This window comes from Micromonospora marincola, assembly GCF_056150385.1.
Genome location: NZ_JAXCFT010000010.1, coordinates 1 through 23,468, shown reverse-complemented (window position 1 = coordinate 23,468; position 23,468 = coordinate 1). Strand labels below are relative to the sequence as shown.

The 23,468-nt window shown below is 73.0% G+C and carries 23 protein-coding genes; 5 read left to right on the top strand and 18 right to left on the bottom strand.

Annotation, left to right across the window (positions count from 1 at the left end; translation table 11 throughout):
* Window positions 1–14: 14 nt before the first annotated feature.
* The 7 genes from SM450_RS20585 to SM450_RS20555 all read right to left on the bottom strand — a co-directional run bounded on the left by SM450_RS20585 (window position 15) and on the right by SM450_RS20555 (window position 7,000).
* Window positions 15–845, bottom strand: coding sequence for a carbohydrate ABC transporter permease (locus SM450_RS20585; protein WP_474621376.1), 831 nt, complete (start codon window positions 843–845; stop codon window positions 15–17).
* Window positions 842–1,831: a carbohydrate ABC transporter permease gene (locus tag SM450_RS20580; RefSeq protein ID WP_474621375.1), complete on the bottom strand. Its 990-nt coding sequence runs from the start codon at window positions 1,829–1,831 to the stop codon at window positions 842–844. The genes SM450_RS20585 and SM450_RS20580 overlap by 4 nt, the downstream gene beginning before the upstream one ends.
* The gene (locus SM450_RS20575) at window positions 1,828–3,117 is read right to left on the bottom strand and encodes a sugar ABC transporter substrate-binding protein (RefSeq protein WP_474621374.1); all 1,290 of its coding nucleotides are present in this window, start codon (window positions 3,115–3,117) and stop codon (window positions 1,828–1,830) included. Before SM450_RS20575 ends, SM450_RS20580 begins: the two co-directional genes overlap by 4 nt.
* Window positions 3,118–3,339: 222 nt before the next feature.
* Complete coding sequence (locus SM450_RS20570; RefSeq protein WP_474621373.1) at window positions 3,340–3,624, bottom strand: GlsB/YeaQ/YmgE family stress response membrane protein; 285 nt, start codon at window positions 3,622–3,624, stop codon at window positions 3,340–3,342.
* A 262-nt stretch (window positions 3,625–3,886) separates the two neighbouring features.
* Window positions 3,887–4,171, bottom strand: coding sequence for a GlsB/YeaQ/YmgE family stress response membrane protein (locus SM450_RS20565; protein ID WP_474621372.1), 285 nt, complete (start codon window positions 4,169–4,171; stop codon window positions 3,887–3,889).
* A gap of 233 nt (window positions 4,172–4,404) precedes the next feature.
* Window positions 4,405–6,279: a translation elongation factor 4 gene (gene lepA / locus SM450_RS20560; protein WP_474621371.1), complete on the bottom strand. Its 1,875-nt coding sequence runs from the start codon at window positions 6,277–6,279 to the stop codon at window positions 4,405–4,407.
* A gap of 184 nt (window positions 6,280–6,463) precedes the next feature.
* A complete protein-coding gene (locus tag SM450_RS20555) occupies window positions 6,464–7,000 on the bottom strand; it encodes a DUF4240 domain-containing protein (RefSeq protein WP_474621370.1) in 537 nt (178 codons plus the stop codon).
* A gap of 72 nt (window positions 7,001–7,072) precedes the next feature.
* Here SM450_RS20555 and SM450_RS20550 point away from each other — a divergent pair, with 72 nt between their 5' ends.
* Together SM450_RS20550 and rpsT are read left to right on the top strand one after the other, a co-directional pair.
* Window positions 7,073–8,053, top strand: coding sequence for a phosphotransferase family protein (locus SM450_RS20550; RefSeq protein WP_474621369.1), 981 nt, complete (start codon window positions 7,073–7,075; stop codon window positions 8,051–8,053).
* 241 nt (window positions 8,054–8,294) lie between these two features.
* A complete protein-coding gene (gene rpsT, locus SM450_RS20545) occupies window positions 8,295–8,561 on the top strand; it encodes a 30S ribosomal protein S20 (protein WP_474621368.1) in 267 nt (88 codons plus the stop codon).
* A 270-nt stretch (window positions 8,562–8,831) separates the two neighbouring features.
* Here the strand turns inward: rpsT and SM450_RS20540 are convergent, their stop codons facing one another.
* The 10 genes from SM450_RS20540 to pepN form a co-directional block, all read right to left on the bottom strand.
* Entirely contained in the window at window positions 8,832–9,332 is a 501-nt protein-coding gene (locus tag SM450_RS20540) for a hypothetical protein (protein WP_474621367.1), read from the bottom strand.
* Entirely contained in the window at window positions 9,329–10,309 is a 981-nt protein-coding gene (gene holA / locus SM450_RS20535) for a DNA polymerase III subunit delta (protein WP_474621366.1), read from the bottom strand. The genes SM450_RS20540 and holA overlap by 4 nt, the downstream gene beginning before the upstream one ends.
* A 134-nt stretch (window positions 10,310–10,443) precedes the next feature.
* Window positions 10,444–12,813 (bottom strand): ComEC/Rec2 family competence protein, encoded by a 2,370-nt coding sequence (locus SM450_RS20530; protein WP_474621365.1) that lies wholly within the window; start codon window positions 12,811–12,813, stop codon window positions 10,444–10,446.
* Window positions 12,810–13,625 (bottom strand): ComEA family DNA-binding protein, encoded by an 816-nt coding sequence (locus SM450_RS20525; protein ID WP_474621364.1) that lies wholly within the window; start codon window positions 13,623–13,625, stop codon window positions 12,810–12,812. Before SM450_RS20525 ends, SM450_RS20530 begins: the two co-directional genes overlap by 4 nt.
* A gap of 301 nt (window positions 13,626–13,926) precedes the next feature.
* Window positions 13,927–14,703 carry an SDR family NAD(P)-dependent oxidoreductase gene (locus SM450_RS20520; RefSeq protein ID WP_474621363.1) on the bottom strand — a complete coding sequence of 259 codons (777 nt, stop codon included), beginning with the start codon at window positions 14,701–14,703 and terminating at the stop codon, window positions 13,927–13,929.
* A complete protein-coding gene (locus SM450_RS20515) occupies window positions 14,700–15,551 on the bottom strand; it encodes a DegV family protein (protein WP_474621362.1) in 852 nt (283 codons plus the stop codon). The genes SM450_RS20520 and SM450_RS20515 overlap by 4 nt, the downstream gene beginning before the upstream one ends.
* Before the next feature lie 48 nt (window positions 15,552–15,599).
* Window positions 15,600–16,229 (bottom strand): histidine phosphatase family protein, encoded by a 630-nt coding sequence (locus SM450_RS20510; RefSeq protein ID WP_474621361.1) that lies wholly within the window; start codon window positions 16,227–16,229, stop codon window positions 15,600–15,602.
* A complete protein-coding gene (gene rsfS / locus SM450_RS20505; RefSeq protein WP_474621360.1) occupies window positions 16,226–16,633 on the bottom strand; it encodes a ribosome silencing factor in 408 nt (135 codons plus the stop codon). The genes SM450_RS20510 and rsfS overlap by 4 nt, the downstream gene beginning before the upstream one ends.
* A 110-nt stretch (window positions 16,634–16,743) precedes the next feature.
* Entirely contained in the window at window positions 16,744–17,340 is a 597-nt protein-coding gene (gene nadD, locus SM450_RS20500; RefSeq protein ID WP_474621359.1) for a nicotinate-nucleotide adenylyltransferase, read from the bottom strand.
* 88 nt (window positions 17,341–17,428) lie between these two features.
* Window positions 17,429–19,945: an aminopeptidase N gene (gene pepN / locus SM450_RS20495; protein ID WP_474621358.1), complete on the bottom strand. Its 2,517-nt coding sequence runs from the start codon at window positions 19,943–19,945 to the stop codon at window positions 17,429–17,431.
* A gap of 66 nt (window positions 19,946–20,011) precedes the next feature.
* Here pepN and SM450_RS20490 point away from each other — a divergent pair, with 66 nt between their 5' ends.
* Window positions 20,012–20,230, top strand: a complete 219-nt coding sequence (locus SM450_RS20490) for a DUF397 domain-containing protein (RefSeq protein WP_474621357.1) — start codon at window positions 20,012–20,014, stop codon at window positions 20,228–20,230.
* Between the two features lie 10 nt (window positions 20,231–20,240).
* On the opposite strand, the gene SM450_RS20485 is transcribed toward SM450_RS20490, so the two are convergent.
* Window positions 20,241–20,630 carry a hypothetical protein gene (locus tag SM450_RS20485; RefSeq protein ID WP_474621356.1) on the bottom strand — a complete coding sequence of 130 codons (390 nt, stop codon included), beginning with the start codon at window positions 20,628–20,630 and terminating at the stop codon, window positions 20,241–20,243.
* A gap of 244 nt (window positions 20,631–20,874) precedes the next feature.
* Here SM450_RS20485 and SM450_RS20480 point away from each other — a divergent pair, with 244 nt between their 5' ends.
* Both SM450_RS20480 and SM450_RS20475 read left to right on the top strand, forming a co-directional pair.
* Window positions 20,875–22,122 carry a cytochrome P450 gene (locus SM450_RS20480; protein ID WP_474621355.1) on the top strand — a complete coding sequence of 416 codons (1,248 nt, stop codon included), beginning with the start codon at window positions 20,875–20,877 and terminating at the stop codon, window positions 22,120–22,122.
* Between the two features lie 142 nt (window positions 22,123–22,264).
* Entirely contained in the window at window positions 22,265–23,332 is a 1,068-nt protein-coding gene (locus SM450_RS20475) for a glycosyltransferase family 2 protein (RefSeq protein ID WP_474621354.1), read from the top strand.
* Window positions 23,333–23,468: the final 136 nt, after the last annotated feature.

The window sequence follows — 23,468 nt, the reverse complement described above, 5'->3', positions numbered from 1 at the left end:
CACCCTAGGTGCACTCAGCCCTTCACCGCGCCGGCGACCAGCCCGGAGACCATCCGGCGCTGGACCAGCAGGAAGAAGACGATGACCGGCAGGGTGAACAGGGTGGACGCGGCCATCACCGAGCCCCAGGCGGTGTCGTCCCGGCCGAAGAAGAACGTCATCGCCACCGGCAGCGTGTACTTCTGCTGGTCGTTGATGAAGGTCAACGCGAAGATCAGCTCGTTCCAGGCGGTGATGAAGGAGAAGATGCTCGTGGCCACCAGGCCGGGCGCGACGAGCGGGAAGAGCACCTTGCGGAAGGTCTGCGCCCGGCTGGCCCCGTCGATCGCCGCCGCCTCCTCCAGTTCCTTCGGCACCGCCGCGACGAAGCCGCGAAGCATCCAGACCGCGAACGGCAGCGAGAATCCGAGGTACGTGAGGATCAGGCTGGGCAGCGTGTTGTAGAGGCCGAGCCGCTGGATCATCAGGAACAGCGGGATGACGAGCGCCTCCAGCGGGATCATCTGCACCACAAGCAGCAGGATCAGGAAGCTGGTGCGCAGTTTGAACCGGAACCGGGCGACCGCGGTGGCGGCGAGCAGCGCGACCAGCCCGCTCAACAGCACGGTGGCCACCGCGACGAGCACGCTGTTGAGGAAGAAGTCGACGAACGTCACGCCGGGGATCAGGTTGCCGGTGAGGATCTCCCGGTAGTGCTCCAGGGTGGGCTCGGCCGGCACCGGGCGCGGCGTGGCGGAGAAGATCTCCCGGTTGGGCTTGAGCGAGGTCGCGATCATCCAGTAGACGGGGAACGCGGCGAACAGGGCGACCAGCAGGCCGGCCCCGTTGAGCGCGAGCTTCTTCACGACTCGTCCTCCTGCCGGAGCACCATGCGGACGTACAGGGAGGTCACCACGAGCAGGATCACGGTGAGGATGACGGCGATCGCGGAGCCGAGGCCGTACTTGGGCGGCGGCGAGAACGCCTCCGCGTACGAGTAGATCGACAGCATGAACGTCGACCGGTCCTGGGTGCCGCCGGCCAGCACGAACTGCTGGGTGAAGACCTTGAAGTCCCAGATCGTGGAGAGCACCACGAGGATGCCGAAGACCGGCCGCAGGATCGGGAAGGTGACGGACCAGAAGACGCGCCACGGCCCGGCGCCGTCGACGCGGGCCGCCTCCTGCAACTCGCTCGGCACGCTCTTGAGCCCGGCCAGCACGCTCACCGCGATGAACGGGAACGAGTGCCACACCACCACGAGCGTCAGGATGCCGAAGAAGAGCAGCGGGTCGTTGAACCAGCCGTACCCGGTCCAGTCGCTGCGCCCGAACACCGTCGTGGAGAGCCCGTCCGGGAGCTTGTTGAACAGCCAGGTGACCAGGCCGCTCGTATCGTCGAAGATCCACTTCCAGACGATGGTGCCGGTGAGCGCCGGGGTGGCCCAGGCGAGCATCACGCAGCTCGCCACGAACGTGGCCATCTTCCGGCCCAGCCGGTTGAGCAGCAGCCCGACAAGCGTGCCGAGGACCATGGTGAGCGCCACGTTGGCGACCGCGAAGAGCACGGTGTTGCGCAGCACCGTACGGAAGAACGGGTCGCCGAGGATCTGCGCGTAGTTGGCCAGGCCGACCCACGGCCACTCGCGGTCCCCGCGGAGCTGGCGGACGTTGTCCAGCTTGAAGAAGGACATCGTCACGACCTGGCCGAGCGGCCAGAGCAGCAGCACGGCGATGATCGCCAGGCAGGGCAGGAGCAGCAGGTACGGGAGCTTGTCCGCCCGGCGGCGGGGCCGCCGCTCGGGGGTCTCCCGCGCGGTGGCCCCGTCGGGGCTCTTCGTCAGTAAGCTCACTTGCTGTTCAAGATGCCTTCCATCTCGGCGGCGGCGTCGGCGGTTGCCTTCTCGACCGTCTTCTGGCCCTTGATGACCGAGCTGTTCATCGCCTGGGTCACCGTCTTGGTCCGGCTGACCTCTACCCACTTCGGGGTGAGGGGGGTCAGCTTGGTGTTCTGCATGGCGGTGGCGAACGCGGCCATGACCTTGTCGTCGGCGTAGCTGCCGCCGCTGAGCAGGTCCTGGTAGACCGGGAAGAAGCCCAGGCTGTCGGCGAACTCCTTGTCCTTCTGCTTGGCCAGCAGCACGGTCGTGTAGTCCCACGCCAGGGACTGCCGCTCGCTGTCCTTCCAGATGGCGATGTCGGAGCCGCCGGCGAACGCCGGGGCGGCCTTGCCGTCCGGGCCGGGGATCGGGAAGGTGCCCCAGACCTTCTCGATGTCGGGGTTGGCCTCCTTCATCGCGCCGCCCTGCCAACTGCCGGCGAACGCCATGGCGGCCTTGCCGGTGGCGAACTGGGTCCGGGCGTCGACCTCGTTCCAGCCGGCGGCGGCCGGCGGGGCGACCTTGTGCACGGTCACCAGGTCGGTCCAGAACTTGACCGCCCGCTGCGCCTCGGGCGTGGTGTAGCCGGACTTCCAGGTGTCGCCGTCCCTGGTGGCGATCTCACCGCCGGCGCCCCAGAGGAAGGAGTAGAACGGCAGCTCGGAGTTGCCGGGCAGGGCGATGCCGTAGGTGCCGGGCTTCTTGGCCTGGACGGCCTTCGCGGCGGAGATCATCTCGTCCCAGTTCGTCGGCGGCTTCACGCCGGCCTCGGCGAACCAGTCCGTGCGGTAGTAGACGGCGCGCACGCCGGCATACCACGGCACGCCGTACTGCCGGCCGTCGAGCTGGGCGTTCTTCACCAGGTCGGGCAGGATGTCCTTGCCCTCGGACCAGCCGGCGAGCTTGTCCGTGACGTCGGCGAGGGCCTCCTGCGCCGCCCAGCCCTGGGTCTCGGTGTTGCCCAGCTCGGTGACGTCGGGGCCCTCTCCACCGGCGAGCGCGGCCTGGAACTTCTTCGGCGCCTCGAGCCAGGGAATGTACTGCACCACGACGTCGGTCTCGGGGTGCTTCTTCTTGAACTCCGTCTCGATTGAGTCGAGGAACGCGGTCTGGGCGTCGCCGCCCTCGCCCATCATCCAGACCGTCAGCTTGCTGTTGTCGGCGGCCTCGTCGTCGCCGGAGCCACCGCATCCGGTCAGCGCCAGCGCGGCCGACGCCACGATGGCGGTGACCGGGGCCAGCCGCTTCCACCTGTTCACGCCATATCTCCCTCAGGGCCGTTTGGCACTAACCTTCTGCGCCGCACCTTAGTAGGAAAATTTCCTTTACAACAGGGGGCGTTCGCGGCGGCCGGCCGAGGCGACGGTATCGCAGCCGAGAGCCCGGACGGCAGAAACACCGTCCGGGCAGGTCGAAGCGGGGGTACGCGGACGGGCGCCCGGCCGGTGGCCGGGCGCCCGTCGTGGCTTGTGGTGCGGGGGTCAGTAGCGCGAGACGCCGCGGCGACGGCCGACGCCGGTCACCAGGGCCACACCGATGGCGGCGAAGAGCACCTGCAGCATCAGCTCACGCCAGTCGATGCCGGCGGTCTCGGCGAAGCCGGAGGCCCGGGCGACGATCGTGCCCAGCAGCGCGGCGCCGACACCGATCAGCATGTGCAGCCACATCGGCATGTTCTGGCGGCCCGGCACGACCAGCCGGCCCAGCGCGCCGACGATCAGACCAACGACCAGCGCGGTGATGATTCCCCAGACGGTGAACTCCATGGTCGCCCTCCTCCTTCGGATCCGGTCACACGATTTCGTGTGGTAACTGTCGTGACCGCTAAGTTCCCGACCGGCCAAAAATCCAAACCGACTTCGGTGACGATTTGTTCAGACCGACAGTGAGCTGGGGTTTCTCGTCCAAACTCCGGCGCGGGACGTCACTGCCCGCGATTGCCGGCGGACGGACCGGCTTCAATACGGAAACGCCGACGGGCGCCCGGCCACTCGGCCGGGCGCCCGTCGAGGCGCGTGTGGTGCGCGATCAGTGGTGGGTGACGCCGCGGCGACGGCCGACGCCGGCCACCAGGGCCACACCGATGGCGGCGAAGAGCACCTGCAGCATCAGCTCACGCCAGTCGATGCCGGCGGTCTCGGCGAAGCCCGAGGCCCGCGCGACGATCGTGCCCAGCAGCGCGGCGCCGACACCGATCACCATGTGCAGCCAGATCGGCATGTTCTGCCGGCCCGGCACCACCAGCCGGCCCAGCGCGCCGACGATCAGACCGACGATGAGGGCGGTGATGATGCCCCAGACGGTGAACTCCACGGTCGTCCTCCTATAAGCGGTTTCGCACGTTCTGTGCGATTGCTGTCGTGACCGGTAAGTTCCCGACCGGCCGAAAACCGAAACCGGTCAGATCCACGCCGGGGCGCACCAGGCCGCCTCGACGGCCCAAATCCGCAGGTGGGAGCACTGCCAGAAGCTGAAAAATTCCTGAGTACGCGAACCGGCCGGCCCCTCCGACGAGGAGGGACCGGCCGGTCGGGGCGGCCGTGCGGCTACTTCTTGCCCGCGGTCTTGCCGTCGGAGTCGGAGGAGAGCGCGGCGATGAAAGCCTCCTGGGGGACCTCCACCCGGCCCACCATCTTCATCCGCTTCTTGCCCTCCTTCTGCTTCTCCAGCAGCTTGCGCTTACGGCTGATGTCACCGCCGTAGCACTTGGCGAGCACGTCCTTGCGGATCGCGCGGATCGTCTCCCGGGCGATCACCCGGGAACCGATGGCCGCCTGGATCGGCACCTCGAACTGCTGGCGCGGGATCAACGAGCGCAGCTTCGCCGCGATCGTCGTGCCATACGTGTAGGCCTTGTCCTTGTGCACGATGGCGCTGAACGCGTCCACCGGCTCGCCGTGCAGCAGGATGTCGACCTTCACCAGGTCGGACGCCTGCTCGCCGGAGGTCTCGTAGTCAAGCGAGGCGTAGCCCTTGGTGCGGCTCTTGAGCTGGTCGAAGAAGTCGAAGATGATCTCGGCCAGCGGCAGCGTGTAGCGCAGCTCCACCCGGTCGGCGGAGAGGTAGTCCATACCCAGCAGGCTGCCCCGGCGGCCCTGGCACAGCTCCATCACCGCGCCGACGTAGTCGTTCGGGGTGAGCACCGTGGCCCGCACCGTCGGCTCGTACACCTCGGCGATCTTGCCGGTCGGGTACTCGCTCGGGTTGGTGACCACGATCTCCTCGCCGTCCTCCGTGATGGCGCGGTAGACCACGTTCGGCGCGGTGGAGATCAGGTCGAGGTTGAACTCCCGCTCCAGCCGCTCCCGGATGATCTCCAGGTGCAGCAGGCCGAGGAAGCCACAGCGGAAGCCGAAGCCCAACGCGCCGGAGGTCTCCGGCTCGTAGGTGAGCGCCGCGTCGTTGAGCTTGAGCTTGTCAAGCGCCTCGCGCAGGTTCGGGTAGTCCGAGCCGTCGATCGGATAGAGGCCCGAGTAGACCATCGGCTTCGGGTCCTTGTAGCCGCCGAGCGCCTCCTTGGCCTGGTTGCCGTTGATGGTGACCGTGTCACCGACCCGGGACTGGCGCACGTCCTTCACGCCGGTGATCAGGTAGCCCACCTCGCCGACGCCGAGCGCGTCGGCCTTCACCATCTCCGGCGAGATGACACCGATCTCCAGCAGCTCGTGAACCGCGCCGGTGGACATCATCTTGATCCGGTCCCGGGCCGAGATCCGGCCGTCGATCACCCGCACGTACGTGACCACGCCGCGATAGACGTCGTACACCGAGTCGAAGATCATCGCGCGGGCCGGGTCGTCGGCCCCGCCGACCGGCGGCACGAACTGCCGGACGATCTCGTCGAGCAGGTAGGGCACGCCCTCGCCGGTCTTGCCGGAGACCCGGATGCAGTCCGCCGGGTCGCCGCCGATCAGGTGGGCCAACTCCTCGGCGTACTTCTCCGGCTGGGCGGCCGGCAGGTCGATCTTGTTGAGCACCGGGATGATGTGCAGGTCGTTCTCGAGCGCCAGGTAGAGATTCGCGAGCGTCTGTGCCTCGATGCCCTGCGCGGCGTCCACGAGCAGGATCGCGCCCTCGCAGGCCGCAAGCGAGCGGGACACCTCATAGGTGAAGTCGACGTGACCCGGGGTGTCGATCATGTTGAGCACGGCGGTCTCGCCGGCCCGGTCACCCTCCCGGATCGTCCACGGCATCCGGACGGCCTGGCTCTTGATGGTGATGCCGCGCTCGCGTTCGATGTCCATCCGGTCCAGATACTGCGCGCGCATCTGCCGGGGGTCGACCACGCCGGTGAGCTGCAACATCCGGTCGGCCAGGGTCGACTTCCCGTGGTCGATGTGGGCGATGATGCAGAAGTTCCGGATGCGCGCCGGGTCGGTGGCACCGGGAGCGTTCGCGCCGGGATCGAGCGTCGGTGGCACAGCGGTCCGTTCTGGTCGGCTGACGTGAGCGGGCCGACGCGGCGCCGGCCCCCTCTATGCTCCCACGCCGGCCGGGGCGCGCCCGGGCTCCCCCGTCACTCCCTCGGCGTCGCTGCTGTCGGCGTCGCTGCTGTCGGCGTCGCTGCTGTCGGCGTCGCTGCTGTCGGCGTCACTGCTGTCGGCGTCACTCCTCGGGCGGCTCGACGAAGAGCGCGGCCAGCTTTGGCAGGCGCCGCCGCGCCTCATCCTCGTCGTCGAAGTCCCAGAAGTCGTTCAGGTCGGGCTCGGGGGCCCGCTCACGGCCCGAGGGCAGCTCGGTCGCGGTCGCCTTCCGGTAGGCGTCCCACGGCACCGCCAGCATGTCCTCGCACTCGAACTCCTCGCCGCTGAGCGCGGCGGCCCGGACCCGGGGCAGCTCGGCGAGGGAGTCGGGCTCGGCCACCGCCCGGGCGAACACCGCCCGGCCCTGCGTCATCAGCCAGCCCCGGAAGTATTCGAAGCCGTCGTCCGAGGCGCCCCCGTTGATCAGGTACGCCGCGCCCCACAGGTCGACCCGGTAGGAGGCGGCGATCACCCGCCGCTGGTGCTCGGCGTACCCGACGATCTCCTCGGGGTAGCGCTCGGCCAGCAGCGCGACCGCCCGGGCGGCGACGGCGTCGGCCTCTTCCCCGGCCCCGGCCCGGGCCTGGTCGATCAACTGCCAGAAGTCCTCGGTCCTCATGGCCGGCAGTCTCGCAGAGCCCACCGACGCCCGCCCGCACCCGGCGGTGCGGCGGTGCGGCAGCATGGTGCCGTGCGCCAGGTCTCGCTACCGCCCGTGCCCTACGGGGCGACGGCCGTGCGGCCCGGCTGGGCCGACCTGCCAAGCGGACTGCGTGCGGCGTTGGCGGCGCGGCTCGGCGGCCCACCGGCGGCGGTCGAGGTGGCCGGCGGCGGCTTCACCCGCGGCTTCGCCGCCGTCCTGACCGGCCCGACCGGCGAGCGGGTGTTCGTCAAGGCGGCCCCGCTGGACGGGCAGCGGCACCTGGTCGACTGGTGCGCCCACGAGGCCGCGATCCTGGCCCGGCTCCCCGCCGGCCTGCCGGTGCCCCGGCCGCGCTGGGCCCTGACCGAGTCCGGCTGGTACGCCCTCGCGCTGGACGCGATCGACGGGCGCACCCCCCGGTTGCCCTGGGACCCGGCCGAACTGGAGGCGGTCCTCACCACGTACGCCGAAGTGGCCACCGCGCTCGCCGAACCCCCCGCGCAGCTCGTCGCGCTCGGTCTGCCCCGCCTCGCCGACCTGGCCCGGGACGACATCCTGTGGTGGGGCGAGGTGGCCGCCGGCCGCGAACCGCTGCCCGAACCGGCGGCCGGCGCGCCGCTGCCGGAACTGGTCGCGCTGGAGTCCCGCCTCCCCGGGTACGCCGAGGCCGGCACCGGGCTGGCCCACGGCGACCTGCGGGTGGACAACCTCCTGCTCGACGCCAGGGGCCGCGCCTGGCTCTGCGACTGGACCTGGCTCTGCCACGGGCCGGCCTGGTTCGACCTGGCCGGCCTGCTGCTCACCGCATACGCCAGCGGCCTCGACGCGGACACCGCCTTCGCCCGCCACCCGGCAACCGCCGGGGCGCCCGCCGACGCCCTCGATGTAAGCCTTGCCGCACTCGCCGGCTACTTCCTCACCGGCGCCACCGCCGGACCGTCCAGCTCCTCCCCGCACCTGCGGTCCCACAAGCGGTGGAGCGGCGAGCAGGCGCTGGCCTGGCTGACCGCCCGACAGAACTGGACCTGACCGCTGCTCCCGCTTGTTGTTAGGAGGGGGCCCGGCTTAACGCCTCCGGTAGAGGCGGGCGCCCCGCTTGGCTCGGAGGTGTTAGGCGGGGGCCCCGCCTAACCCGCAGGCGGGACGGGGTTCGGGAGGCGTTTTGGCTCGGCCGCGGGCAACCTGGTAACCTGGCCATTCGCGCGGCGATGACGCATGCTCGTCGCGTGCGCAAGCTGACCAACCCGAGCTATCAAGACGAGGCTGTCGCGTGGCGAACATCAAGTCCCAGATCAAGCGCAACCGGCAGAACGAGAAGCGCCGGTTGCGTAACAAGTCGGTCAAGTCGTCGCTGAAGACCGCCATCCGCAAGTTCCACGAGGCTGCCGAGGCTGGCGACACCGAGAAGGCCTCCACCCTCATGCTGGAGGCCACCCGGAAGCTGGACAAGGCTGCCAGCAAGGGTGTCATCCACGCCAACCAGGCGGCCAACCGGAAGTCGGCGATCGCCAAGCGCGTCGCCTCGTTCTCGTCCTGACGAGACCGTAGACCCGACCGGAAGCCCCGGGGCACCACCCCGGGGCTTCCGGCTGTCCGCGTTTCCCCTGCCCCTGCGACCGCCCGAGGGTCGGATACCAGGGCGATCATGAGGGTGGCGGGGACGGAACGGGCGAATCGAACCGCCAACCTCATGATCACGCCTTGGCGCGTCGCGGCGAGGACGCAGGATCTGCCTACCGGAGCCTGCGGACTCGGGTCCCGGCCAGGTGGCGGGGGGCGGGGGGCGGGGGGCGGGGGCGGGGGGCGGTCAGCGGATGGAATCGGGCCAGGTGATGCCGGGGTCGGTCCGGCGGCCACCCTCGTCGGGCCGATCGAACGGCAGCACGGAACGCCCCGGCTGGTGGTATGAGACGGCCGCCCGGGTGGGCCGTGGGTCACCGGCCAGGGTCAGGCCGCCGGGAAGCGCCCGGGCCGTGGTCGGCACCCGGGCCCGGCCGACGACCGGCTCCATCTGCCGGCGAAAGCGATCCCGCTCCTGCTCGGGCACCTGCGCCGCGGTGCGGATCACCATCTCGGCCACCACGTCGTTGAGTTTGACCATCGCCGCCACCGCGGTGGGCAGCACGAGCACCGCCCACCAGCTCACCAGCTCGGCGAGCGCGAGCAGCACGGCCAGCGCCACCGCGCCCTCGAAGAAGACGAAGCAGAGCACCCCGCCCGGGTTGACGAAGCGCAGGCCGAGCACCCGGGCGTAGAGGGGCCGGTAGCGCTCCTCGTCCGTCGGCACGGTCGACCACGCTCGGGTCACCTGGCGCCCCCCTGACGGGCCGCGGCCACCGAGAAGACGGCCCGTTCCAGCGCGTACGCGCGGTCGTCGGCGCCTCCCTTGACCGCCGCGTTGCACTCGGCGGCTGCCCGCATCGCCTCGACCAGGCCCTCCGGCGTCCAGCCCCGGCTCTGGCGTTGGGCGCGCTCGATCTTCCACGCCGGCATGCCCAGGCTGCTGGCGAGATGGTAGGCGCTGCCCCGCCCGGCCGAGGCCACCCGCGCCACGGTCCGGACGCCGTCGGCGAGCGCGTCGGCGATGGGCACCGGGTCCACCCCGACGTGCAGCGCCCACCGCAGCGCCTCCAGCGCGCCGGGGACGTCGCCGACCATCGTCGCGTCGGCCACCGTGAAGCCGGTCACCTCGACCCGACCACGGTAGTAGCGGGAAACCGTGTCGGCGTCGATCCGCCCGTCGGTGTCGGCGACGAGCTGCGAGCAGGCGGCGGCCAGCTCACGCAGGTCGTTGCCGACCGCCGCGATCAGCGCCTCGGCCGCGTCGTCGGCGCACTTACCGCCACTGCGGCGGATCTCGTCCCGCACGAACGCGACCCGGTCGCGGTGCCCCTTGAGCTTGCCCGCCGGCACCACCGTGGCGCCCGCCGCCCGCAACCCGTCGGCGAACGCCTTGCCCTTGGCGCCGCCCAGGTGCAGCACCACGAGTTGCACCTCCGGGTCGGGATTCTTCGCGTACGCCAGCAGCGCGGCGGACAGGTCCTTGCGGGCGTCCTGGCCGGAGCGGAGCACCAGCACCCGCCGGCCACCGAACAGCGACGGGCTCAGCATCTCGTCGATCTCGCCGACCGCAAGCGAGCCGGCCTGGTATTCCCGCACGTCCACATCGGGGTCCACCGCGCGGGCCCGGGCCACGGTTTCGGCGACCGCGCGCGTGGCGAGCAGCTCCTCGTCGCCGAGGACGAGCAGAATAGGGGGCAGGCTGGCGGGGCTCACGTCGCACATACTCGCACGCCCTCCGGCCGGATCGTGCCTGCTCACCAGGGACTGTGACGGCGTAGCCCGCACTCAACGCAAATATAGACATTTGCCTCGATCCACGATCTTTGCTATCAAGATCCCCGCTCCCGCCGGCACGTTCACCGCGACCGCCCCCGATCGGCGCCACGCGCCACCACCGCCAGGCCGGCGCCGGCCCGGACCGCTGCCACGTCGCCGTCGGTGTCGGTACGCATCACCCGCGCCCCTCCCCTGGTCAACCGGCTGAGCAGGCCCGCGTTAGGGTGCCCGTAGTCGTTGTCGACGCCGACGCTGACAAGCGCGACCGCCGGACGGACCGCGGCGAGGAACTCCGGATCCTGGTACGCCGACCCGTGGTGCGCCACCTTCAACACGTCCGCCCGGAACGCGCCGGCCGGCATCGTCTCCCGCAACGCCCGCTGCTCCTCGGTCTCGGCGTCCCCGGCGAGCAGGATCCGCACCCCGGCCACGGTGGCGGTCAGCACCAGCGAGTTGTTGTTCGGGTCGGAGCGGCTGCCGCGCAGCGGGTACGGCGGCCCGATCGCGGCCAACTCCACCGCGCCGGCCCGCCACCGCCAACCCGCCGGCGCCGACGTCAACGTGGCGCCGCCCCGGTGGGCCGCCTCGCGTACCTGGGCGACGCCGAAGGGCGGCTCGGGCCAGGGCGGGCCCACCACCGCGCCCACCCGCCGGCCCCGGAACACCCCGGCCACCCCGCCCACGTGGTCGGCGTGGAAGTGGCTGACCACAAGCAACGGCACCTCGCGTACGCGAAGGCGGCGCAGGCAGCCGTCCACGCCTGAAGGCTCCGGGCCGGCGTCGACCACCACGGCCCGGCCGGCGGCGACCGGCAGCACCACCGCGTCCCCCTGCCCCACCGCGCACGCCACCACCACCCAGTCGCGCGGCGGCCACCCGGAGGCGAGCAGGCGGATCGGCAGCGCGCCCAGCACCACGGCGACCACGACCACCGCGACCAGCCGCCGGGCCCGCCGTCGCCGGGCGGCGAGCAGCAGCGCCACGCTCACGGCGGCCAGCAGCAGCGCGCCGGCCACCCCGCCCAGCCACGGCAGGTTCCCGGCCGGCAGCCCCGCCCCGTGGGCCGCCACCGCCACCAGCCAGCGCGCCGGCCAACTCGCCAGCCAGGCGAGGAACTCGGCCCCGGCCGGCCACACCGGCGACAGCACCGCGGCGAGCACGCCAAGCACGGTGGCCGGCGCGACGGCGGGCACGACCAACAGGTTCGCCGGCACCGCCACCAGGCTGACGGTCGCGGACAGGCCGGCGATCACCGGACCGCAGGCGAGCTGCGCGGCGGCCGGAACCGCAAGCGCCTCCGCCAACCCGGGCGGTACGCCCCGGCGGCGCAGCGCGTCCCGCCACCCCGGCGCGAGCAGCAGGAGCCCGCCGGTGGCGCAGACCGACAACGCGAAACCCGGATCAGCGGACAGGTCCGGGTCCAGCAGCACCAGCCCGGCGACCGCGGTGGCCAACGCGGGCAGCGCGGCCCGGGGCCGTCCGGAGGCCAGCGCGGCGAGCCCGATCGCGCCCATCGCCGCGGCCCGCACCACGCTCGGCGAGGGCCGCACCAGGATGACGAAGCCGACCAGGGCGAGGCCGCAGAGCGCCACCGCGGTACGCGGGCCGGCGCGGCCCCAGCGGGCCAGCAGCAGCACCGCCCCCACGATGATCGCCACGTTGGAACCGGACACCGCGTTGAGATGGGTCATCCCGGTGGCCCGGAAGTCCTCCTCCACCTCGGGCAGCAGCCGGCTGGTGTCCCCCACCACCAGGCCGGGCAGCAGCCCGCCCGGCGCGTCCGGCAACGGCGCACAGGCCCGTTGCAGCCCCGATCGCAGCGCGCCGGCCGCCCGCTGTGGCCACGACGCCGCGCCGTGCCGGGTGGGCGACCCGGTGGCCGAGAGCACCGCCGCGGTCAGGTCGCCGCCGCGTGGCGCGGAGAGCCGCCCCCGAGTGGTGACCCGCTGCCCCGGCAACAGCCCCTGCCAGCCGGGATCGGTGGCGAGCACCAATCCGCGTACCGGGCCGGTGACCTGGCCTTTGTCGGGGCCGGTGAGGCGTACCAGGTCGGCCCGGACCAGCAGCATGGCCTGGCGGCCGGGCGCGCCGCGTACCCGGCGGGGGTCGTCGCGGACCACCAGGTCGGCGGTGACAAGCGCACGCTCGGCGGTGAGCGCGCGGATCGGAGCGGCATCGCGGACCGCGAGGCGGGCCCCGGTGGCCGCCGCACCGCAGAGCACGCCGAGCAGGACCGCGACGGCGATCCAGCCGTGGCGACGGACCCGCCCGGCGGGGCGCTCGCGGCGCAGGCTCAGGCCCGTGACAAGCGCGAGCACGGCGGCGACGGCGCCCAGCCAGGCGGTTCCTCGGACGGAGGAGTGCAGCCCGGCCAGCGCGGCGAGCCAGGCCGCCACCGCGAAGCCGGCCAGGCGCAGGTCCGGCCCGGCGTCCCCACCGTCGGCGCTCACACCGTCACCAGTTCCTTGAGCTGCTCGTACCGGGCGTCGCCGATGCCGTCGACCTGCCGCAGGTCGGAGACGGACCGGAACGGGCCGTGCTGCTCCCGGTGGTCGAGGATCCGCTGGGCGAGCACCGGGCCGACGCCGGGCAGCGCGTCGAGCTGGGCCAACGTGGCGGTGTTCAGGTTGACCGGCCCGGCGGCTGGACCACCTGGCGCACCGCCACCGGGCGCCGGCCCGGGGGCGGCCTGCCCCGGCGGGGCGGTGACGCCGACCAGGATCAGCTCGCCGTCAGTGACCTTGCGGGCGGGGTTGAGCAACGCCACGTCGACCCCGGGCAGCGCGCCGCCGGCCGCTTCCAGGGCGTCGGCCAGCCGGGCACCGGCCGGCAGCCGCACCAGGCCCGGGCGACGGACCTTGCCGGCCACCGCGACGACCACCTGGGCGGGCGAACCGGCCGGCGCCACCGCCTCGGTCACCGCGCCGCCCGGCGCCTCGCCTACCGGCGCGACCGGCGCGGCCGGCCGGACGGGTTCGGGGCTCGGCCGGGACCGCCACGCCCACACGGCGGCCACCAGGACCACGACCGCGGCGACCGCGGCAAGGGCTCGGACACCCCGCCGACCCGGGTCGAAGGCGCCCGGCCCGGGCAGCCGGGTGGTCAAGCCCTGGGCGGGCTCCCGCGCCTCCTCGGGCCCGTCGGCGCCGCCCACCATGGACACCGGATCCGGCGAAGCCACCGCGACGGCAACCGTCTGACCGACCGGCGTGAACAGCCGGGCGAGTCGCCGCCGTACCGTCGCTTCCTCGTCCTCTGGCACGGCTCAGGACGCTACGACGACAGTGGGCCGAGGGCCGGTCCACGACTCCTCGCCTGTGGACATCGGTGCGCTTGTGGATAGCCCCCCGATCATGCCAACGATGTGCTGTCGATGCGCTCGCCGCGCTTCGCTCACCTACGCCACCACGTTTCCAGGCTGCGCTGCGCCATGCTCTCTTGTGAAGCAGGGCGAGATCTTGGTACGAAATGGCCCCTCCAGGGGCACTTTCATACCAAGATCTCCGACGGTCCCGAGATGCGGACGATGCCGGCGGGTGTGCGCTGGTTGTCCCGCGCGCCGGTCAGCGTGCCTCCGGGTCCAGCCCGAGCGCGGCCCGACCTCCGTCGATCGGCAGCGTCACCCCGTTGACGAACGAAGCCGCCGCCGACAGCAGAAAGGCGACCACGTCGGCCACCTCTTCGGCGCGTCCGATCCGGCCCACCGGGTGCAGCCGGGCCAGCTCCGATTCGACGCGGTCCACCCCGGCCGCGTCCAGCCCGGCGAGGTAGGCGGCGTGCCGCTCGGTGTGGATCGAGCCGAGCGCGACCGCGTTGGCACGGATCCCGCGCGGGCCGTAGTCGACCGCGAGCGCCCGGGTCAGCCCCTCCACGGCAGCCTTCGCGGTGGCGTACGGCAGGGCGCCCGGCACCGCCCGGCGGGCCTGGTGGGAGGAGACGTTGACGATCGCGCCGTCGGCGCCGGCGGCCAGGAACCGGCGTACGGCGGTGCCGGCACCGACCACGGCGGGGCGGAGGTTGGCGGCGATCAGGTCGAACACCTCGGTCACGGGCGCCCGGTGCAGGTCGGCGTCGCGGAAGACGGCGGCGTTGTTCACCCACCCGGCCAGCGGGGCGAGCGCCTCGGCGTGGTCGGCGGCCCGGCCGGTGACCACCTCGTCGGCGGCGTCCCCGGTGACGGCGTGCAGCCGGTTCGCCGCCGGATGCCGGGCAAGCCAGTCCGTGGCGCTCGCGTCGCGCTCGACGACGACCACCGCGTCGCCGTCGGCGGCGAGCCGCTCGACGATCGCCCGCCCGACCCCTCGCCCACCGCCGGTGACGACGTACGACCGCGCGCTCACCGGCGGCGGTGGACGACCACGCTGGCCAGTCCGGGTCCGGCGTGCGCGGCGACCACCGCGCCGGCCTCGCTGACGTACGTGTCGTGCAGCCGGTCGCCAAGCCGCTCGGTGAGCGCCGCCAGCAGTTGGTCGGCGCGTTGCGGGGCGGCGAGGTGGTGCACGGCGAGGTCGACGTCGGCGTCGCCGGCCGACTCGACGGCCAGGTCGACCAGGCGTGCCACTCCCCGGCTGGCGGTGCGTACCTTGTCCCGCACCACGATCGCGCCGTCCGGCATGTGCATGATCGGCTTGACCGAGAGGGCGGTGCCGAGCAACGCCTCGGCCGCGTTGATCCGGCCGCCGCGACGCAAGAACTCCAGCGTGTCGACGTAGAAGAAGATGGTGGTCCGCCCGACCGCGTCCAGCGCCGCCGCGCGTACCCCGGTCAGGTCCGCGCCCTGGGCGGCGACGGAGGCGGCGGCGAGCGCCGGGAAGCCCAGGCCCATCCCTGTGGATCGGCTGTCGACCACCGTGACGCGGTCGTCGCCGATCTCCGCGGCGGCCAGCCGGGCCGCCTCGACGGTGCCGGACAGTTCGGCGGACAGGTGCACCGAGACCACACCGTCGACGCCCTCGGCGAGAAGCGCACGGTAGACCCGAGCGAACTGCTCCGGAGCGGGCCGGGAGGTACTCACCGCGACGCGCCGCGCGCTCAACGCGAGGGTGGCGTCGGCCGGAAAGGTCTCGATGCCCTCCAGCCCTTCGGCGCCGTTGAGCACGACGGTCAGCGGGACGACTGTGAGCTGGTGCGCGCGGACCAGGTCGGGGGGCAGGTAGGCGGTGGAGTCGGTGACGACCGCTACGGGCATGACCGGCACGCTAGCCGATGTCGCGGCGGCGCGCCGGGGCCGGTGGGCTCAGACCGCGTCGGTGAGCGCCGGCTGGGTGATCAGGCCGACATTGTGCGCCCGCAGGTGCCAGCCGCGGACGTCGTCTTCGCGCAGCTCGGTCCAGTGGCAGTTGGCAAGCGAGCCGACGCTGCGCAGCACGGTGTGGTCCCAGCCGAGGAGGTGACCGATGCCCTGCCGGGCGCCGCCGCCGTGGGTGGTCACCACCACGGTGCCGCCGGCGGACAGGTCGGCGGCGTCGCGGAACGCGGCACCGAGCCGTCTGCCGAGGTCGTCCAGGTTCTCGATGCCGGCGCCGGGGTCGGGGTCGCCGGCCCGCCAGCGGGCGTACTCGTCCGGGAAGCGTTCGGCGACCTCGGTGAGGGCCAGGCTCTGCCACTTGCCGAAGTGCCGCTCGCGCAACCGGGCGTCGGAGCGGACCGGCAGCCCGGTCAGCGCCGCGAGGGCGGCGGCGGTGTCGGCGGCCCGGCGCAGGTCGCTGGCGACGATGGCGTCGGGGCGCAGCGCGGCAAGCACCGGCGCGGCGGCGCGGGCCTGCTCGCGGCCGAGATCGTTGAGCGGCACGTCGGTCTGACCCTGGACCCGGCTCTGCGCGTTCCAGTCGGTGTTGCCGTGCCGCCAGATGATCAGGCGGGTCATTCGGCGGTGGCGGTGCCGGCGGCCGAGTCGGCCAGGTCGCGATCCACGAACGGGATCTGCGGGCAGTCCTTCCAGAGCCGGTCGAGCGCGTAGAACTCGCGCTCCTCGGTGTGCTGCACGTGCACCACGATGTCGACGTAGTCGAGCAGCACCCAGCGGCCACCCCGCTCGCCCTCGCGGCGAACCGGCTTGGCCTTCTCCGGCAGCTCCAGCAGGCGCTCCTCGATGGCGTCGACGATGGCGAGGACCTGCCGCTCGTTGGGAGCGGAGGCCACCAGGAACGCGTCGGTGATCGCGAGCTGGTCGCCCACGTCGATGATGACGATGTCCTGTGCCTTCTTGTCGGCCGCAGCCTGGGCAGCGGCCGTCGCCAGCTCGTAGGCGCGTTCCGGAATGGTGGTCACCGTTCTCCTTCGATCAACCGTGCGACCCTCCAAGCCTCTCACACCCTCCGGTGCGGCGACTTGCCAGTTCTGGTCGGTTACCGGCATGAACGGGGACGTAACGGGCGAGATCAGCGCTGGTAGAGCCGCCGTTTGGCGATGTACTGCACCACACCGTCCGGCACCAGATACCAGACCGGCTCGCCCCGGCCCACCCGGGCGCGACAGTCGGTGGAGGAGATGGCCATCGCGGGCACCTGCACCAGGCTGACCGAGTCCGCCGGGAGGTGCTTGTCGGACAACTCGAACCCGGGCCGCGTCACCCCGATGAAGTGGGCCAGTTCGAGCGCCTCGCCCAGGTCCTTCCAGGAGAGGATCCGCTCCAGCGCGTCCGCGCCGGTGATGAAGAAGAGCTGCGCCTTCGGGCCGAATTCCGCGTGCAGGTCGCGCAGCGTGTCGACGGTGTAGGTGGGACCGCCGCGGTCGATGTCGACGCGGCTCACCTGGAAGCGCGGGTTGGAGGCGGTGGCGATCACGGTCATGAGGTAGCGGTCCTCGGGCGGACTGACCGGTTCGTCCGCCTTCTGCCACGGCTGTCCGGTCGGCACGAAGACCACCTCGTCCAGGCCGAACCGATCGGCCACCTCGCTCGCCGCCACCAGGTGGCCGTGGTGGATCGGGTCGAACGTGCCGCCCATGATGCCGATCCGCCGGATGTCGTCCTCCACTCCGCGATCCTAGGCCGCGCCCCGCCGGCCGGGGAGCCACCGGGGACCACGCCGGGCGGGCCGCCTGACCCGCCCGGCGTGGTGCCGGTCAGGCCGCCGCCGCGGCCACCGCCGTCCGGGCCACAAGCGCGCGACGCATGTCGTCGTCCAGGTCGGTGACCCAGCGGCGCAGGCCGGGCGTGAGGTCGTCGCGGGCCAGCAGCGCCGCGGCCAACTCCCGGGTGGGTTGCGCCACGACGAACCGTGGGTATGCCCCGACCGTGATCGAGTCGGCCACCCAGGCGGTACGCAGCCGTGCCGCCTCCGGCATGTCGGTGAAGTAGCGCTCGACGTAACCGGCGGTCAGCTCGGCCTGCTCGGGCTGCCAGAAGCTCTCGGCGGTCGCCTCGACAAGCCGGTTGGACAACTCGGTGCTGCGGGTGATGATCTCCCAGGCGGTCCGCTTCGCGTCCGGGTCGGGCAGCGCCGCCCGGCAGGCGGCGGCCTGCTCGGCGCCGGTGGCGCTGCGGTCCGCGGCGGCCTCGGCGTCGATCTCCGCCGTGCCGGCCGCGTCGAGCACCACGAGCCGGCGGAGCACCGCCCACCGCAGGTCGGTGTCGACGGCGAGCCCCGACGGCACCTCCTTGCCGGCCAGCCAACCGGCCAGCAGCCTGGTGTCGGTGGTGGCGGCGATCAGCCCCCGCGCGGCGGCGAGCTGCAACGACCCACCAGCGGCGGCGCCGGCCAGCAGCGCCTCGCAGGCGCCCGCCACCCGCAGCAGCGCGGCCTCGCGGGCGAGCGGATCGAGATAGCGGTCGATGAGCCGCCGGCTGAGCAGCAGCACGTCCTCGACGATTGTCACCTCGGTCTCGGCCGGAAGCGCCGCGGCGATCAGCCCGGCCAGCGCGGCGGCGGGCCGTTCCCCGTCGGTGACCGCGTCCAGCGCCTCGCCCCAGAGCAGCGCCCGGGCCAGCGGGTCGTCGAGCCCGGGGAGCAGCGTCGGCACCACGGCGGCGGAGGCCGGGTCGAGCCGGATCTTGGCGAACGTGAGGTCGCCGGCGTTCGGCAGCAGCAGGCCGGTGGCGGGCTGACCGACCAGCTCGGGCACCCGCGTGCGGCCACCGTCGGCATCCGCGTCGAGGGCGACCTCGAACCGGCGCGTCGGGCTGCCGGGGCTGTGATGGGCCACGCCGATGCGGTGTGGCCGCAGCACCGGGTGGCTGGCCGGCGCGGTCTGCACCACGGCGACGTCGGTCCACCGGCCGTCGGCGTCCACCGCGGTCTCCATCCGCAGCGTGTTCACCTGCGCGCGGCGCAGCCAGCGCTCGGCCCAGTCGGCGAGGTCGCGACCGCTTGCCGCGCCGAGGCTCGCCAGCAGGTCGGCGAGGGTGGCGTTGCCGAACCGGTGCAAGGCGAAGTGGGCGTTCAGCCCGGCGAGGAAGGCGTCGTCGCCGAGCCACGCGACGAGTTGGCGGAGCACGCTGGCGCCCTTGGCGTACGAGATGCCGTCGAAGTTGAGCAGGGCCCGCGCGGCATCGGCGACCTCGTCGGGCGCCACCGGGTGGGTGGACGGGCGCTGGTCGGCGGTGTAGCCCCAGCCCTTACGACGGCTGGCGAACGTCGTCCACGCCTGGTCGAAGCGGGTCGCCTCGGCGGTGACCCGGGTGCCCAGGTATTCCGCGAACGACTCGTTCAACCACAGGTCGTCCCACCAGCGCATGGTGACCAGATCGCCGAACCACATGTGCGCCATCTCGTGCGCGATGGTGGTGGCGCGCAGCTCGCGCTGGGTGTCCGTGACCGCGGAGCGGAAGACGTAGTCGTCGCGCAATGTCACCAGGCCGGGGTTCTCCATCGCGCCGGCGTTGAACTCGGGCACGAACGCCTGGTCGTACTTGCCGAACGGGTAGCGCTCGTCGAAGAGCTCGTGGAAACGGTCGAGGCACTGCCCGGTGATGGTGAAGATCTCGGCGGCGTCGGCGTCGAGGTGCGCGGCAAGCGACCGCCGGCAGTAGAGGCCGAGCGGGATGCCGTCGTGCTCGGATCGCAACACGTGCCAGGGCCCGGCCACAAGCGAGACGAAGTAGGTCGCAAGCGGCGCGGTGGCGGCGAACTCCCAGCGCCCCGGCGCCGGCCGGTCGGCGAGCGGGCCGTTGGCCGCCACCGTCCACTGCGGCGGCGCGGTGACCGCCAGCGTCATCGGGGCCTTCAGGTCGGGCTGGTCGAACGCGGCGAAGATGCGCGGCCCGTCGTCGAGGAAGGACATGGCGTAGAGGTAGGTCTCACCGTCGGCCGGGTCGACGAAGCGGTGCAGCCCCTCGCCGGTGTTGGAGTAGGCCATCTCGGCCTCGACGGTGAGCGTGTTCGTCGCGGCCAGCCCGGTCACCGGCAGCCGGTCGTCGGCCAGCAGGGCCGGGTCGAGGTCACGGTCGTTGAGGCGGGCCCGCCGGAGTCGGCGGGGCTTGACGTCGACGAAGGTCTCGGCGCCGGGGGTGGCCCGGAACCGGATGGTGGTGGTGGAGCGGAACCGCTCGGCGTCGCCGGTCAGGTCGAGGTCCACGTGGTAGGACTCGACCGTGATCGACGCGCCACGCGCGGTCGCCTCTGCACGGGTCAGGCTCGGCATCCGCTTATCCTGCCCGATGAGGTCCGCACGGGCCTTCCCGTGACGCGTGGCGATGGAGGAACAACGATGGGTCAGCACCCCAAGGGCGATTTCGACCTTTCTCGGGCGATCTGGCAGCGGGCGGAGGGCGACACGTCCGAGGGCGCGGTCGAGGTGGCCTTCGTCGACGACCTGATCGGCATGCGCAACTCGGCCGAGCCGGACGGCCCCGTCCTGGTCTTCACCCAGGCCGAGTGGGACGCCTTCGTCGCGGGCGCCCAGGACGGCGAGTTCGACCTGGACTGAGCGCCGGAGGTCAGTCACCGTCGCCCCAGCCGAGCCCACCCGGCCCGGGCGCGTGGTGGAAGCCCGGATGGTCGGCCACGTCGGCGCACCGCTCGCCGTCGGGGCCGGCCGCACCGCAGAACAGCCGCTCGGCGCGGTGCCAGGCGTCGGCCGGGGACAACGCCGCCGCGCCGAGCGCCAACTCCGGGCGGAGCAGGCCGAGTGCTTCCGCGTACGACACGGCCAGCTCCCGCGCGACGGCGGCGTCGGCGGCGGCGAAGCCGAGGTGCACGGTGAAGAACCGCGGTGGGCGGGCCGCGGCCCGGCGGGGTGCGGCGATCAGCGGCTCCTCGCGACCGCCGCCGCGCAGCCCGGCCACCGCGTCGCGGTGCCGCCGTCGTGTCGCCCGATCGTCACGCATCCGTGCCCTCCCCGTCGTCGGTGCCCCCCGCCGGGCGCCGCGCCGGCGGGGGCCGGACCGGTCGCCGCCGATCCGCACACCGAGCCAACCAGCTTTTCCGCGCCCGGGGAGGGGCCAGCGCCCGTCCCGGCTGGCCCCTCCCCCGGCCGGGTGGAGCTGGTGGGATGGAGGATTCGGCCGCGTCGCCCCGGGTAGGCAGCGCACACGTCGCACCGAGCGTCGAGCCGGGTCAGGAGCAGCCGAGATGAGCAGCATGCCGAGCGACCGGAGCCCGGACAGCACGCTGGCGTTCCTGCGTGAGGGCTACCGCTTCGTCGGCGCCCGCTGCGACCGGTTCGGCACCGACATCGTGCAGGCCCGGCTGCTGCTGGAGCCGACGATCTGCCTGCGTGGCCGGGACGCCGCCGAGCTGTTCCACGACGACGAGCGGTTCGTCCGGCGCGGCGCCATGCCGATGCGCGGGCAACGCACGCTGACCGGGGTCGGCGGCGTGCAGGGCCTCGACGGGCCGGCGCACCGTGCCCGCAAGGCGATGTTCATGTCGATTATGACGCCGGCCGCCGTCGGGCGCCTCGGCGAGCTCTTCGACGACGAGTGGCAGGCGCGGATCCCGGCCTGGGCGGAGCACGGCCCGGTCGTGCTCTACGACGAGGTGGGCCGGATGCTGACCCGGGCGGTCTGGGCCTGGGCCGGCGTGCCGCTGGCCGGGGCCGACGTCAGCCGCCGGACCGCCGAGATGCACGCCATGATCGAGGGGCCGGCCGTGCTGGGCCCGAAACACTGGCGCGGCCTGCTCGCCCGCCGCCGGGCCGAACGGTGGGCCGGCGAACTGATCGAAGAGGTACGCGCCGGCACGCTGCCCGCGCCCGAGGGCAGCGCGCTGCGGGTCGTCGCCGGGCACCGGGACGAGCGGGGCCGGCCACTGCCCCGCCGGATCGCCGCGGTGGAACTGCTCAACGTGCTCCGCCCCACGGTGGCGGTGGACCGCTACGTGGTCTTCGCCGCGCTGGCGCTGCACGACCACCCGCGCTGGCGCGACCGGCTACGCGGCGACGACACCGCGACCGAACAGTTCGTGCAGGAGGTACGCCGCTACTACCCGTTCTTCGCGGTCACCGCGGCCCGGGTGCGCCGCTCGTTCGAGTGGCGGGGATACGCGTTCCCGCAGGGCCGCCGGGTGCTGCTCGACCTGTACGGCACGAACCACCACCCGGGGCTCTGGCCGGAGCCGGAGCGGTTCCGGCCGGAACGCTTCGCCGGTTGGCGGGACGATCCGTTCGGCTTCGTCCCGCAGGGCGGCGGCGACCATCACGCGGGGCACCGGTGTGCCGGCGAGTGGATCACGATCGAACTGATGAAGCGGGCGGTGGCCAACCTGACCGGCGCGATGAGCTACCGGGTTCCGCCGCAGGACCTCGCGCTCGACCTTGGCACGATGCCGGCGCTGCCGCCCAGCGGCCTGGTCGTCGACGGCGTCCGGCGGACCGCCTGAGCCGGCCGTCCGCCGCGCCCGGCCCTGGTCACGCCGCCTACGGACGCAACCGTCCCCGACCCGGCGCGGGACCGCCGAAACGGTTTCAGGGACCGCATTCCGGGCAAGTCGCGTGACCCGATCCGACCCGACCGGAGGCGACGTGACCCGAGCGACAGTCCCCCAGCTGCGGAACCCCGGCCGGACCGCCGCCGCGTCCGCGCCGGACCGGCTCCCGATGGCGTACGTCCTGCCGCTGCGCGCCGCCGACGACAGTGACCTCGACGAGCTGACCGGCTACCTGCGCGAGCTGCGCCTGTGGGTCGACGTGGTGGTGGTCGACGGCTCGCCGCCGGACCTGTTCGCCCGGCACGCCGCCGCCTGGCGGGAACTGGTCCGGCACGTCCCGCCGGACCCCGCGCTGCGTGGCCGCAACGGCAAGGCGCTCGGGGTGCTCACCGGCGTCGCGCTGGCCCGCCACGAACACGTGGTGATCGCCGACGACGACGTCCGGTACGACCTCCCGGCGCTGCGCGCCGTGCACGAGCTGCTCGACCGGGTGGACCTGGTCCGGCCGCAGAACCACTTCGACCCGCTGCCCTGGCATGCCTGGTGGGACACCGGCCGGACGCTGCTGAACCGGGCGCTGGGCGGGGACTGGCCGGGCACCCTGGCGGTGCGCCGCAGCACCTTCCTGGCCATGGGCGGCTACGACCCGGACGTGCTCTTCGAGAACCTGGAGCTGCACCGGACCGTTCGCGCGTACGGCGGCAGCACGGCGACACCGGCCTGGCTGTACGTGCGGCGGCTCCCGCCCACCACCGCGCACTTCCTCGGGCAGCGGGTCCGCCAGGCGTACGACGAGACGGCCCGACCCGGGTGGCTGCTGGCCGCGCTGGCGGTGCTGCCGGCCGCGACGGTCGCGCTCGCCGCCCGACGCCCGGGGCTGCTGCTGCGGGCCGGGCTGGTCACGGTCGCGGTGGCGGAGCTGGGCCGGCGACGGGCCGGCGGAGCCCGGGTTTTCCCGGCGCACACCACGCTCGCCGCCCCGATGTGGCTGCTGGAACGCGGAGTGTGCGCGTGGCTGGCGGTGGGTCGGCGGCTGCGCGGCGGGGTGCCCTACGCGGGCTGTCGGCTGCGGGTGGTGGCGCATCCCACCCGGACGCTGCGGCGCCGGCTGGCCCGACGCCGCCCCGACGAGTTGACGCTCTGGGTGCACGCCGAGAGATAAGGAGGGGCCCCTTTTTATCGCCCTGGCGATAAAAAGAGGCCCCTCCTAATACTCCAGCAGGAGATCCGTTCTGACCTGCTGGAGCGGGGGGGGTTTGTCCGTGGGCGTGGAGCAGGCACCGCTGAGTCTCGTGGTT